Annotated in this window: 9 protein-coding genes and 1 tRNA gene; 8 read left to right on the top strand and 2 right to left on the bottom strand. The window is 67.4% G+C overall.

Features of this window, described 5'->3' with window-relative positions:
* The first annotated feature begins 36 nt into the window (after positions 1-36).
* Positions 37-1,638: a glutamate synthase-related protein gene (locus K3U96_RS07425; protein WP_230982395.1), complete on the top strand. Its 1,602-nt coding sequence runs from the start codon at positions 37-39 to the stop codon at positions 1,636-1,638.
* The gene (locus K3U96_RS07430; protein WP_220692567.1) at positions 1,635-3,605 is read left to right on the top strand and encodes a thiamine pyrophosphate-dependent enzyme; all 1,971 of its coding nucleotides are present in this window, start codon (positions 1,635-1,637) and stop codon (positions 3,603-3,605) included. Before K3U96_RS07425 ends, K3U96_RS07430 begins: the two co-directional genes overlap by 4 nt.
* A gap of 61 nt (positions 3,606-3,666) precedes the next feature.
* Here K3U96_RS07430 and K3U96_RS07435 read toward each other — a convergent pair.
* Positions 3,667-3,739: transfer RNA gene (locus tag K3U96_RS07435), tRNA-Arg, on the bottom strand.
* Positions 3,740-3,842: 103 nt separating this feature from the next.
* On the opposite strand from K3U96_RS07435, the gene argS reads away from it, so the two are divergent.
* The 6 genes from argS to rho all read left to right on the top strand — a co-directional run bounded on the left by argS (position 3,843) and on the right by rho (position 12,487).
* Entirely contained in the window at positions 3,843-5,495 is a 1,653-nt protein-coding gene (gene argS, locus K3U96_RS07440; RefSeq protein WP_220692568.1) for an arginine--tRNA ligase, read from the top strand.
* On the top strand, positions 5,492-6,910 hold the full coding sequence (lysA, locus tag K3U96_RS07445; protein ID WP_069407254.1) for a diaminopimelate decarboxylase: 1,419 nt from the start codon (positions 5,492-5,494) through the stop codon (positions 6,908-6,910). Before argS ends, lysA begins: the two co-directional genes overlap by 4 nt.
* Before the next feature lie 3 nt (positions 6,911-6,913).
* The gene (locus K3U96_RS07450) at positions 6,914-8,242 is read left to right on the top strand and encodes a homoserine dehydrogenase (protein WP_069407255.1); all 1,329 of its coding nucleotides are present in this window, start codon (positions 6,914-6,916) and stop codon (positions 8,240-8,242) included.
* Positions 8,235-9,320, top strand: a complete 1,086-nt coding sequence (gene thrC / locus K3U96_RS07455) for a threonine synthase (RefSeq protein WP_069407256.1) — start codon at positions 8,235-8,237, stop codon at positions 9,318-9,320. The genes K3U96_RS07450 and thrC overlap by 8 nt, the downstream gene beginning before the upstream one ends.
* A gap of 17 nt (positions 9,321-9,337) precedes the next feature.
* Positions 9,338-10,279 (top strand): homoserine kinase, encoded by a 942-nt coding sequence (gene thrB / locus K3U96_RS07460; protein ID WP_275085137.1) that lies wholly within the window; start codon positions 9,338-9,340, stop codon positions 10,277-10,279.
* 276 nt (positions 10,280-10,555) lie between these two features.
* Positions 10,556-12,487 (top strand): transcription termination factor Rho, encoded by a 1,932-nt coding sequence (rho, locus tag K3U96_RS07465; protein ID WP_220692570.1) that lies wholly within the window; start codon positions 10,556-10,558, stop codon positions 12,485-12,487.
* Between the two features lie 49 nt (positions 12,488-12,536).
* Here rho and K3U96_RS07470 read toward each other — a convergent pair whose 3' ends face one another.
* Positions 12,537-13,145 carry a TetR/AcrR family transcriptional regulator gene (locus tag K3U96_RS07470; RefSeq protein WP_220692571.1) on the bottom strand — a complete coding sequence of 203 codons (609 nt, stop codon included), beginning with the start codon at positions 13,143-13,145 and terminating at the stop codon, positions 12,537-12,539.
* Between the last annotated feature and the right edge of the window lie 57 nt (positions 13,146-13,202).

The raw sequence follows: 13,202 nt of genomic DNA on the forward strand, positions 1-13,202 counted from the left end.
AAGCCCATAAAGATGACACCAGAAGCGACAACCGGCGTGAAGGTGGCATCCCTTTCCGACCTGGCTGACAACGCTCCCTTCGCCACCGCTGCGGCGGGCGTGGACCTTGTGATCATCCGGCGCGGTGAGCACGTCTCTGCGCTCTACGGGCGCTGCGCACACCGGGGTGCGCTGTTGGGCGACGGGCATGTCGACGGAAACCTAGTGGTGTGCGACGTGCACGGCTGGCGGTACGACGTTGACACCGGCGTCTCGCCGGTCAACCCCGCGGTGGCTTTGGCGACGTTTCCGGTCTGGGTCCGCAACGGGGGCGTGTACGTCGATCAAACCGCGATCGCCGAGTTCGCCGCGGCCAACGCCCAATCGTATGGCGACGACGGCTATCAGGGCCGGTGGGTCAAGCCTGCCGACACCGTCGAAGAACCGTTCAATACCCAGATCCACGAGCTTGCCACCCACGGACTGAGCAAGGTCGGGAAGCACGGTCCTACAGCGGCGATGGGTGTTTCGCGTACCCAGCTGCCTTCATGGGATTCGATCCAGCTGGTGACTGCGCAGCTGGCCCGATTACCGCTGCTCGATGAGGAGCCGGTCAGCACCGAGACAGTCATCGGTCCGGGGGCGAAACGCCCGCTGGTGCTTGATATTCCGCTGTTCGTCAGCGATATGAGTTTCGGGGCGTTGTCCCAGGAGGCCAAGACGGCACTTGCCGCCGGTGCGGAACTCGCCGGAACCGGGATCTGTTCCGGTGAGGGAGGCATGCTTCCCGAAGAGCAACAGGAGAATTCGCGGTACTTCTACGAACTGGCCTCCGGCCGGTTCGGATGGAGCTTCCAACACCTGACCAACGTTCAGGCATTTCACTTCAAAGGTGGCCAAGGCGCCAAAACCGGTACCGGTGGGCACCTTCCCGGGGCCAAGGTGGTCGGCAAGATCGCCGAGGTGCGCGGCTTACCTGCGGGCACGTCGGCGATCTCGCCAGCACGGTTCCCGGACTGGACGTCGCTGGCGGAGTACAAAGACTTCGCCGCACAGGTCCGCGAGGCCTCGGGCGGGATCCCGGTCGGCTACAAGCTCAGTGCCCAGCACGTCGAGCGGGACCTCGATGCCGCGCTCGAGATCGGTGTCGACTACATCATCCTCGACGGCCGCGGCGGCGGAACCGGTTCGGCACCAACCATCTTCCGCGACAACATCTCGGTCCCCACCATTCCGGCGCTGGCGCGGGCCCGGCGACACCTGGACCGCAGTCAAAGCACGATCACGCTGGCCGTCACCGGCGGCATCCGGACCCCCGCCGACATGGTCAAGGCGCTGGCTCTGGGGGCCGACGCGGTCGGCATCGCCAACAGCGCGATTCAGGCCATCGGCTGCGTCGGTATGCGCGCCTGCCATACCAACACCTGCCCGGTCGGCATCGCCACCCAAGACGCGCGCCTGCGCGCTCGACTGCCTGTGCGGCCGGCGGCCGAACGCTTGAACCGGTACCTGCGTTCTGCGGTGGAGCTGATGGTGGTGCTGGCCCGGGCGTGCGGGCACCGGCGGCTTGCCGATTTCACCCTCGACGATCTGACGACGTTCGACCGCGACTTCGCCTACCTCAGTGGAGTCCCCTACGCAGGAGTGACGCCACTGTGACTGTTGACGACGACACCGGTACGGCCAGTCAGAAACTCGACTGGCACAAAGCCGCCGAGCCCGGCGAGCTCGACGAAGGTCAGGTAGCGGCGTGCCCCGTCGGACTCAAGACGGTGGCGTTGACCAAGTTGCATGGACGCTACGGCGCTATCGACAACCGCTGCCCGCATCAAAGCGGCCCACTCGGACAGGGAACCCTCGAGAACGACAAGATCCGTTGTCCCTGGCATGGTTTCGACTTCGACCCGTTCACCGGCCAAGCCGCCGGCGGACCAGACTTCGATGTCGCGACCTATCCGGTGCAGGTGCGTGAGGACGGAATCTACGTCGGCGCCCCGCCTGCTGCGCCCGCGAAGCGGACCGTCAGCGATGTCTTGGTCGAGACCATGACCAATTGGGGTGTCGACACGGTTTTCGGGATGGTCGGTCACTCCAATCTCGGCATCGCCGAGGCCATGCACCGCGCGGAAAGCTCAGGCAAGTTACGGTATTTCGGCATCCGCCATGAGGGGGCGGCGGCGTTCGCGGCGGCCGCCTACGGAAAGCTCACCGGCCGTCCCGCGGTCTGCTTCGGCATCGCGGGCCCGGGCTCGACGAACCTGCTGACCGGGCTCTATGACGCCAAGGCCGACCGGGCGCCGGTGCTGGCATTGTCCGGCAATGTCGATTCCGCGGTGGCCGGCAAAGGGGCGTTTCAAGATATCGACCTGTTGGCGGCGTTCGCCGATGTCGCCGTCTACTCGGAGATGGTGCGCGCGGGCTCCGAACACGCCGAGCTGATGACCCTGGCGCTCAAACACGCCATTCTCGAACGCGGGGTCGCCCACCTGGTCGTGCCCGACGAAGTTCAGATCATCGAGGACCCTGATCAACGATCGTCGGGGCCCGAGGGCCGGATGCCCGATCTGCGGGTCGCGCCGCCGGAGACGGCGCTGGAGCAGGCGCTCGACCGCATCGCAGCGGCGACTCGCCCGGTGATCATCGTCGGCGCGGGTGCGAAATTCGACATGCCGGCCATCGTGGCGTTCGCCGAGCGTCTGCAGGCACCGGTGTTGACGACCTTCAAAGCCAAGGGCCAGCTCTCCGACGAGCATCCGTTGGCCTGCGGCGCGCTGGGCAGGTCGGGCACCCCGGTCGCATCCTGGATGATGAACAAGGCCGACCTGCTGGTGGTGTTCGGCGCGTCGTTCTCGAATCACACGGGCATCTCGCCGTACAAGCCCGTTGTGCAGGTCGACACCGACCCGATGGCGCTGGGGCGCTTCGACCCGGTGGCGGTGCCGGTGCTCGGCGATGTGGGGGTGACGGCGTCCGTTCTTACGCAGCGGCTGCGCACGCATCCCGGGCTGGTCGACCAACGTCCGGAAGTCGCCGAGCGGTGGGCAGTGTGGCGCAGCGAGAAAGCCCGCCGCGCCGCCAAGCGCCCCGATGGTCGGGTCGCTGCCGCGACGGTCTTCGCCGAACTCAGCGGCCTCGCTCCGGCCCACGCCGTGCTCGCCGTCGACGTGGGCAACCATGCCTATTCGTTCGGGCGCTACTTCGAGACCAAAGACCATCAGTCGGTGTTGATGTCGGGCTATCTGGGCTCGATCGGGTTCGGGTTCCCCGCTGCGATGGGAGCATGGGCTGCCGCACCCGACCGTCCCATCATCGCCGTCACGGGTGACGGCGGCTTCGGTCAGTACCTCGCCGAGTTCACCACGGCAGTCAAGTACGACATGAACATCACTCACATCCTGCTCAACAACGGTGAACTGGGCAAAATCACCCAGGAGCAGCGCAGTTCCGAATATCAGGTGTGGCAGACCTCGCTGCATAATCCGGATTTCGCCGCGTTTGCCCGAGACTGCGGGGCGTACGGGAAACAGGTCGCCAGCCCGGCCGAGCTGAACTCCGCTATCGCAGAAGCGCTCAGCCACCCCGGGCCTGCGCTGGTCGAGATCCTCACCGATGCGGGGTCGAACTGAGCTGTTCGTCCGCTACGAGGGTTGTCGGTGTACTGCGGGGCTGAACTGCGGTTTTGAGGAGTGCCCCCGGCAGGATTCGAACCTGCGGCCTTCTGCTCCGGAGGCAGACGCTCTATCCCCTGAGCTACGGGGGCGCACTCGAAAAGCTGCACCGATTGGGCCCGCACAGCCTAACGCATCGGTGGGACGGGAAACGGATTCGGGGGCTGACCACCCCAGACCATAGGATGGACCCTCGTGACCCCCGCTGACCTCGCCGAGCTGCTCAAGACCACCACCGCCGCGGTGCTGGCCGAGCGCGGGCTGGACGCCTCGGCGCTGCCGGCCACCGTCACCGTCGAGCGCCCGCGAAACCCCGACCACGGCGACTACGCCACCAACCTTGCCCTGCAGCTCGGCAAGAAGGTCGGCGTCAACCCGCGTGAGCTGGCCGATTGGCTGGCCACCGCCCTAGCCGCGCGCGACGGCATCGCCGCTGCCGACGTCGCCGGGCCCGGGTTCGTCAACCTGCGCCTGGAGGCCTCCGCTCAGAACGCCATCATCGACAACGTCCTGGCCGCCGGGGCCGGCTACGGCCACTCCGACGCGCTCACCGGGCAGCGGATCAACCTCGAGTTCGTCTCGGCCAACCCCACCGGGCCGATCCATATCGGCGGCACCCGCTGGGCCGCCGTCGGCGACACGCTGGGCCGGCTGTTGTCCACCCAGGGTGCCCACGTCACCCGCGAGTATTACTTCAACGACCACGGTGCCCAGATCGACCGGTTCACCAGCTCGTTGATCGCGGCCGCCAAGGGTGAGCCCACCCCCGACGACGGCTACGCGGGCGACTACATCAAAGACATCGCCGCACAGGTGCTCGCCAAAGACCCCGAGGCGCTGACCCTGCCCGACGACCGGATGCGCGAGACGTTCCGGGCGATCGGCGTCGACCTGATGTTCAGCCACATCAAACAGTCGCTGCACGACTTCGGCACGGACTTCGACGTCTACACCCACGAAGATTCGATGCACACCTCCGGGCGGGTCGACCACGCCATCGCCAGGCTTCGCGACGCGGGCACCGTCTACGAAAAGGACGGCGCAGTCTGGCTGCGCACCACCGACTTCGGCGACGACAAGGACCGCGTCATCATCAAGAGCGACGGCGTCCCTGCGTACATCGCCGCCGACATCGCCTACTACCTCGACAAGCGCGAGCGCGGATTCGACCTGTGCATCTACATGCTCGGCGCCGACCACCACGGCTACATCGCCCGGCTCAAGGCGGTCGCCGCGGCCCTCGGTGACGACCCCACCACCGTCGAGGTGCTCATCGGGCAGATGGTCAACCTGGTCCGCGAGGGTCAGCCGGTGCGGATGAGCAAGCGGGCTGGCACGGTGATCACCCTTGACGACCTGGTCGAGGCCATCGGCGTCGACGCCGCCCGCTACTCGCTGATCCGCTCCTCGGTGGACAGCCCGATCGACATCGACCTCGAGCTGTGGTCCTCGGCCTCGAACGAAAACCCGGTCTACTACGTGCAATACGCGCACGCGCGGCTCTCGGCGCTGGCGCGCAACGCCGCCGACCTCGGGGTCGCCGCCGACACCTCGAACCTGCAGCTGCTGACCCATGACAAGGAAGGCACGCTGATCCGCAACATCGGCGAGTTCCCGCGTGTGCTGAAAACCGCCTCGGCCCTGCGTGAACCGCATCGGGTGTCGCGCTACCTCGAGGACCTCGCCGGCGACTACCACCGGTTCTACGACTCCTGCCGCGTCCTGCCTCAAGGCGACGAAGCGCCCAACGAGTTGCACAGCGCCCGGTTGGCGCTGTGCCAGGCCACCCGTCAGGTCATCGCCAACGGCCTGGGCATCCTCGGCGTCACCGCACCGGAGCGCATGTGATCGCCCACCCCGCCGGACCCCGGCACGCCGAAGAGGTGCACCACGGCGGCACCCCGCCCCGCCCGCAGTCCCTGGACGAAGTGCTGATGCTCGCGCCGAATGTGTGGCCGCGCAACGCTGTTCGCGGCGACGACGGCGTGGTGTCGATTGCGGGCGTGCCGGTCACCGACATCGCCGCCGAGTTCGGCACTCCGGTTTTCGTGATCGACGAGGACGACTTCCGGTCCCGCTGCCGCGAGATCGCTGCGGCCTTCGGCGGGGGAGACAACGTGCGCTACGCCGCCAAGGCGTTCTTGTGCACCGAAATCGCCCGCTGGGTCGACGAGGAAGGTCTCGCGCTCGACGTCGCCAGCGGCGGTGAACTCGCCGTCGCGCTGCACGCCGGATTCCCTGCCGAACGAATCGCGTTGCACGGCAACAACAAATCGGTCGACGAGCTGACTGCTGCCGTCAAGGCCGGGGTTGGACACGTAGTCGTGGACTCGATGATCGAGATCGAGCGCCTCGATGAGATCGCCCGCGCCGCAGGTGTGGTGCAAGACGTCCTGGTGCGCGTCACCGTCGGCGTCGAAGCCCACACCCACGAATTCATCTCCACCGCACACGAAGACCAGAAGTTCGGCCTGTCGTTGGCAGCTGGGGCCGCGATGCAGGCCGTGCGCAAGGTCTTCGCCGCCGACCATCTGCGACTGGTCGGCCTGCACAGCCACATCGGATCCCAGATCTTCGACGTCGCAGGCTTCGAGCTCGCTGCCCACCGCGTCATCGGGCTGCTGCGGGACGTGGTCGCCGAATTCGGTGTCGACAAGACGTCGCAGATGTCCACCGTCGACCTCGGTGGGGGACTGGGTATCTCGTATCTACCGCATGACGACCCGCCGCCGGTGGCCGAACTCGCCGCCAAGCTCAGCGCCATCGTCCGCGACGAGTCAGCGGCCGTCGGGCTGCCGACACCCCGGCTCGTCGTCGAACCCGGCCGCGCGATCGCCGGCCCCGGCACCATCACGCTGTATCGCGTCGGCACCGTCAAGGATGTCGCCGTCTCATCCGACAGATACCGCCGCTACGTCAGCGTCGACGGCGGGATGAGCGACAACATCCGCACGTCTCTATACGACGCCGAATACGACGCCCGGCTGGTGTCCCGGGTCAGCGACACATCGCCTGCGCTCGGTCGAATCGTCGGAAAGCACTGCGAGAGCGGCGATATCGTGGTACGCGATACGTGGGTGCCCGACGACATCGAGCCCGGCGACCTGCTGGGGGTGGCGGCCACCGGCGCATATTGCTATTCGATGTCGAGCCGATACAACCTGATCGGTCGCCCCGCCGTGGTGGCCGTGCGCGACGGGCGGGCCCGCCTGATCCTGCGCCGGGAGACGGTCGACGACTTACTGAGTCTGGAAGTGAGGTAAACGATGACCAGGCAGCACAAACCCGTCGGGGTAGCGGTGCTCGGGCTGGGCAACGTCGGGAGCCAAGTCGTCCGCATCATCGAGGACAGCGCCGAGGATCTGGCCGCCCGCATCGGTGCTCCGCTGGTGCTGCGCGGCGTCGGGGTCCGGCGGGTGGCCGACGATCGCGGTGTGCCCGTCGACATGCTCACCGACAACATCGAAGAACTCGTCTCCCGTGACGACGTCGACATCGTCGTCGAGTTGATGGGACCGGTCGAGCCCGCACGCAAGGCCATCCTGTCCGCGCTGGAACAACGCAAGTCGGTGGTCACCGCCAACAAGGCGCTGATGGCCGTGTCGACCGGTGAACTCGCCCAAGCGGCCGAGCACGCCCACGTCGACCTGTATTTCGAGGCCGCGGTGGCAGGCGCCATCCCGGTCATCCGTCCGCTGACCCAGTCGCTGGCCGGTGACACCGTGCTGCGGGTGGCTGGCATCGTCAACGGCACCACCAACTACATCCTGTCCGAGATGGGCAGCACGGGCGCCGATTACCACAGCGCCCTGGCCGATGCCAGCGCGCTGGGTTACGCCGAAGCCGACCCGACCGCCGACGTCGAGGGCTATGACGCGGCCGCCAAGGCCGCGATCCTCGCCTCGATCGCCTTCCACACCCGGGTCACCGCCGACGACGTGTACCGCGAAGGCATCACCAAGGTCACCCCGGCCGACTTCGCGTCGGCCCGCGCGCTCGGCTGCACGATCAAACTCCTGGCGATCTGCGAGCGGCTGACCTCTGATGAAGGCCTACAACGGGTTTCGGCCCGGGTTTATCCCGCTCTGGTGCCGTTGGATCATCCGCTGGCCACCGTTAACGGCGCCTTCAACGCCGTGTTCGTGGAGGCCGAGGCCGCCGGTCAGCTGATGTTCTACGGCCAGGGTGCAGGCGGGGCGCCCACCGCCTCGGCGGTAATGGGTGATCTGGTGATGGCCGCGCGCAACCGCGTACAGGGCGGGCGCGGACCCCGAGAATCCAAGTACGCCAAGTTGCCGATCTCGCCGATCGGCTTCATCCCGACCCGTTACTACGTCAACATGAACGTCGCCGACCTGCCAGGCGTGTTGTCCGCGGTGGCAGCGGAATTCGCCAAGCGGGAGGTGAGCATCGCCGAGGTCCGCCAGGAGGGGATGGTCGACGAAGGTGGTCAGCGGTGCGGCGCCCGCATCGTCGTCGTCACCCACCAGGCCACCGACGCGGCGCTGTCGGAGACCGTCGCCGCGCTCGCCGAGCTCGACGTGGTGCAGAGCATCAACAGCGTGCTCCGCATGGAAGGAACCACCAATGAGTAGCGCATCGCCCACGGCCGTGCATCAGCCCTGGCCGGGGCTGATCGCCGCCTACCGGGACCGGCTTCCGGTAGAGGACAGCTGGACCCCGATCACGCTGCGCGAGGGCGGCACCCCGCTGCTGCCGGCGCCGCGGCTGTCTGAATACACCGGCTGCACCGTGCATCTCAAGGTCGAGGGGCTCAACCCGACCGGCTCGTTCAAGGACCGCGGCATGACGATGGCCGTCACCGAGGCGGTGGCCCGCGGACAACAGGCCGTGCTGTGCGCGTCCACCGGCAACACCTCCGCGTCGGCCGCGGCCTATGCCGCGCGCGCGGGCATCACCTGCGCCGTGCTGGTTCCGCAGGGCAAGATCGCCATGGGCAAACTCGCCCAGGCCGTCATGCACGGCGCGAAGATCATCCAGATCGACGGCAACTTCGACGACTGCCTGGAGCTGGCGCGCAAGCTCACCGCCGACTTCCCGACCGTCTCGCTGGTCAACTCCGTCAACCCGTTCCGCATCGAGGGCCAGAAGACCGCGGCGTTCGAGATCGTCGACGCGCTGGGAACCGCGCCCGACGTGCACGCGCTGCCGGTCGGCAACGCCGGGAACATCACCGCGTACTGGAAGGGCTACACCGAATACCACCGCGACGGCCTGGCGGACCGGTTGCCTCGGATGCTGGGCACCCAGGCCGCCGGTGCTGCCCCGCTGGTGCACGGCGCGCCGGTGAGCAACCCCGAGACCATCGCCACCGCGATCCGGATCGGCTCGCCCGCGTCGTGGACCACCGCGGTCGAGGCCCAGGAACAGTCCGGGGGCCGCTTCCTGGCCGCCACCGACGAAGAGATTCTGTCGGCCTATCACCTGGTGGCGCGCGCTGAAGGCGTCTTCGTCGAGCCCGCATCGGCGGCCAGCATTGCCGGCCTGCTCAAGTCCATCGAGGACGGCTGGGTGGCCAAGGGCGCCACGGTGGTGTGCACCGTCACCGGTAATGGACTCAAGGACCCCGACACCGCCCTGAGGGGAATGCCGACTGTCACACCCCTTCCCGTCGAGCCCGTCGCCGTGGCCGAGAAGCTCGGCCTGGTCTAGTAGGTGAGGCTCCAGTGATGCCGATGCTGCCGGCCGGGTTGACGGCCACTGCCGTGGTCGCCGCGTCCAGTGCCAACCTCGGCCCCGGTTTCGACAGCCTCGGTGTCGCGCTCGGTCTGTACGACGAGATCGTTGTGGAGACAGTCCCATCCGGGCTCACCGTCGAAGTCGAGGGCGAAGGTTCTGGCCAGGTGCCGCTGGACGCGTCGCATTTGGTGGTGCGGGCGATCGAACGCGGTCTGCAGGCTGCCGGAGTCACGATTCCAGGCATGATCGTGCGGTGCCGCAACGACATTCCGCACTCTCGCGGGCTGGGCTCGTCTGCGGCCGCGGTCGTGGGCGGGCTGGCCGCCGTCAACGGCCTTGTCAGCCAAGCAGGTTCGACACCGCTGACCGAACACCAGCTGGTTCAACTGTCCTCGGAGTTCGAGGGCCATCCCGACAACGCGTCGGCTGCGGTGCTCGGCGGTGGGGTGGTCTCCTGGACCGAGGACGACGGGCCCGCGCCGCGCTATGCCGCCGTGCCGCTGCGGCTGCACCACGACATCCGCCTGTTCACCGCGATTCCTCAGCAGCGCTCGTCGACCGCCGAAACCCGTGTCCTGCTGCCCGACCGGATCGACCACACCGACGCCCGGTTCAACGTCAGCCGCGCCGCGCTGCTCGTGGTCGCGCTCACCGAGCGGCCCGACCTGCTGCTGACCGCGACCGAGGACGTCTTGCATCAACCGCAGCGCGCCGCCGCCATGCCGGCATCCGCGGAATACCTGCAAACGCTGCGGCGTTGTGGGGTGGCAGCGGTGCTTTCCGGGGCTGGACCTTCGGTTCTGGCGCTGAGCACGCAGTCAGAATTGCCGGCAGAAGCCCTGGAATTAGGCGCCGCTACCGGGTTCACCGTCAGTGAAATGGCTGTAGGCGACGGCGTCCGTTGGACGTCGGGCGTGGCCGTTCGGAGCTAAGTTGCAACATCAGCCACACGTGTCTTTCTTGCTTCCAGCCCCGATGCGCGTTATTCTCGCTTTTGTCCAGCAATCGCAGCGTCTCTGCCTGCGCCGACACTAGGACACCACTCATTTTCCCCGTGATTTACCCGTGGGCTGACGGTTCGTCGCATACCGGCGAATCCCGGCAATCGCCGTTGCACACGCAATGGTGGCGCCCAAGCGTTTAGCGGATCAGCTGAGCGCAACCCAATCCCCGCATGACTCGAACGGCGAGGGAGAGAAAGGACATCCGTGACTGAAACGGACCTCATCACGGCTGGTGGCAGTAGCGAGGACGCTGCGCCGCCGAACACCGTGACTTCAGACAACCCTGCGGCAGTCGATGCGCCCGCCAGCGCGTCCGCCGCGGAGGCGGCGCCAGCCGCCGGTGTTGCATCTGGCAACCGCAGCGCCTCGCTGTCCAGCATGGTGCTGCCGGAGCTGCGCGCGTTGGCCAAGGAGATCGGCATCGACGGCGCGTCGGGAATGCGGAAGAGCGAACTCGTCGCCGCGATCCGCGATCGCCGCGGCGAGTCCAACGGCCGAGCGGGCGGCGATGCCGCCCCGGCCGCCAAAGCCAAAGAGGCGCCGGCCACCGCCGACGCCCCAGCCACCGAGAAGGCCCCCGACAAGGCCGCTGACAAGACGGCCGACAAGCCCGCGGAGAAGGCCGACAACGCCGGCTCCGGCGATGACAACGAGCAGTCGACGCGTCAGCGTCGCGAACGTCGCAGCGCCAACCGTGGTGCTGGTGCACCTTCGGGCTCCGAGCAGAGCGGTCAGGACACCAAGCAGGACACCAAGCAAAACACCAAGTCGGACAACAAGGCCAACCAGGACACCAGGTCGGACTCCAAGTCCGACGACAGGTCCGACGGCGATCAGCAGGGCGGCCAGCAGAACCGCGGCGGCTCCAATGCCGACGACGACGGCGACGGCCGGGGCGGCCGCCGGGGCCGCCGGTTCCGGGACCGCCGGCGCCGCGAGCGCGGTGGCGGCGACGGAGGCGGCGATACCGAGCTCCGTGAGGACGACGTCGTGCAGCCCGTCGCGGGCATCCTCGACGTGCTGGACAACTACGCGTTCGTCCGGACCTCCGGCTACCTCGCCGGCCCCAACGACGTCTACGTCTCGATGAACATGGTGCGCAAGAACGGCCTGCGCCGCGGCGACGCGGTCACTGGTGCGGTGCGCGTGCCCAAAGAAGGTGAAGGCGGCGGTCAAAATCCGCGGCAGAAGTTCAACCCGCTGGTGCGGCTGGACACCGTCAACGGCAAGCCCGTCGACGAGGCCAAGAAGCGGCCGGAGTTCAACAAGCTCACGCCGCTGTACCCGAACCAGCGGCTGCGGCTGGAGACCACACCCGACCGGCTGACCACGCGTGTCATCGACCTGATCATGCCGATCGGCAAAGGGCAGCGCGCACTGATCGTGTCGCCCCCGAAGGCCGGTAAGACCACGATCCTGCAGGACATCGCGAACGCGATCACGCAGAACAACCCGGAATGCCACCTGATGGTGGTGCTCGTCGACGAGCGTCCGGAAGAGGTCACCGACATGCAGCGCTCGGTCAAGGGCGAGGTGATCGCCTCGACCTTCGACCGTCCGCCCTCAGACCACACCCAGGCCGCCGAGCTCGCGATCGAGCGCGCCAAGCGCCTGGTCGAGCAGGGCAAGGACGTCGTCGTGCTGCTGGACTCGATCACCCGACTGGGCCGCGCGTACAACAACGCGTCACCGGCATCGGGCCGCATCCTGTCCGGTGGTGTCGACTCGACCGCGCTGTATCCGCCGAAGCGGTTCCTGGGCGCGGCCCGCAACATCGAAGAGGGCGGCTCGCTGACGATCATCGCCACCGCGATGGTCGAGACCGGCTCCACCGGTGACACGGTCATCTTCGAGGAGTTCAAGGGCACCGGCAACGCCGAGCTCAAGCTGGACCGCAAGATCGCCGAGCGCCGGGTCTTCCCGGCCGTCGACGTGAACCCGTCGGGCACCCGCAAGGACGAGCTGCTGCTCGGTCCCGACGAGTTCGCCGTCGTGCACAAGCTGCGTCGCGTGTTGAGCGGCCTTGACCCGCATCAGGCCATCGACCTGTTGATGAGCCAGCTGCGCAAGACCAAGACCAACTACGAGTTCCTGGTCCAGGTCTCCAAGACCGCCCCGGGCGCCGACTCCGAGTGAGCGATTTCGGTGTAGTTCGTCACGCTCAGCGCGACCAACTACACCGAAATCACACGGACGCGGGGTCGACCCGCAACCCGGGCATGACGTAGCGACGCACGTGCGTCAACACCGCGTCGTCGTCGCCGGGGTCCAGCGTGTCTCCGGGCACGGTGGCCAGCGAAATCAACACCCGGGCAATCCATTCCGACGCTTCGGCGACGTCGACGTCGGCGTGGATCTCGCCGCTGTCACGGGCAGCGATCAGATAACGCGACCAGAACTCGGCCAGGTCCGGCACCAGCCCCTGCACACCGGCGCCGGCACACGCGGCGAACTCGTCGGGTTCCTCGATGCGCAGCTTCATCAACAGGGCGCCGGGGTCGTCATAGGCGCTGCGGCCGTGCCGGATTCCGGCCACAATCTGACGGTCCAGCCCCTCGACCTGTTCGAGCACCGCGTGTGCCTCTGACCAGTAGGCATCGTTGAGCCGGACGATCGCCGCACCCAACAGCGTGACTTTATCGGGGAAATGCCGGTATAACCAACCCCGTGATATCCCGGCGACTTCAGCCACCTCGGACACCGTGGTCGCCCGAATACCCTTGGCGCGCAGACAGACTTCCGCCGCATCGATCAACCGATCGCGGACGTTCTTGGTCGCGGGGCTGCTCGTCACCGGTCGCCCTCTCGTCGTTTGCGTCCCTGCTGGGGCACTCACCGCATTGTGACATGG

It is taken from the genome of Mycolicibacterium holsaticum DSM 44478 = JCM 12374 (assembly GCF_019645835.1).
In the GTDB taxonomy this organism is placed as follows: domain Bacteria; phylum Actinomycetota; class Actinomycetes; order Mycobacteriales; family Mycobacteriaceae; genus Mycobacterium; species Mycobacterium holsaticum.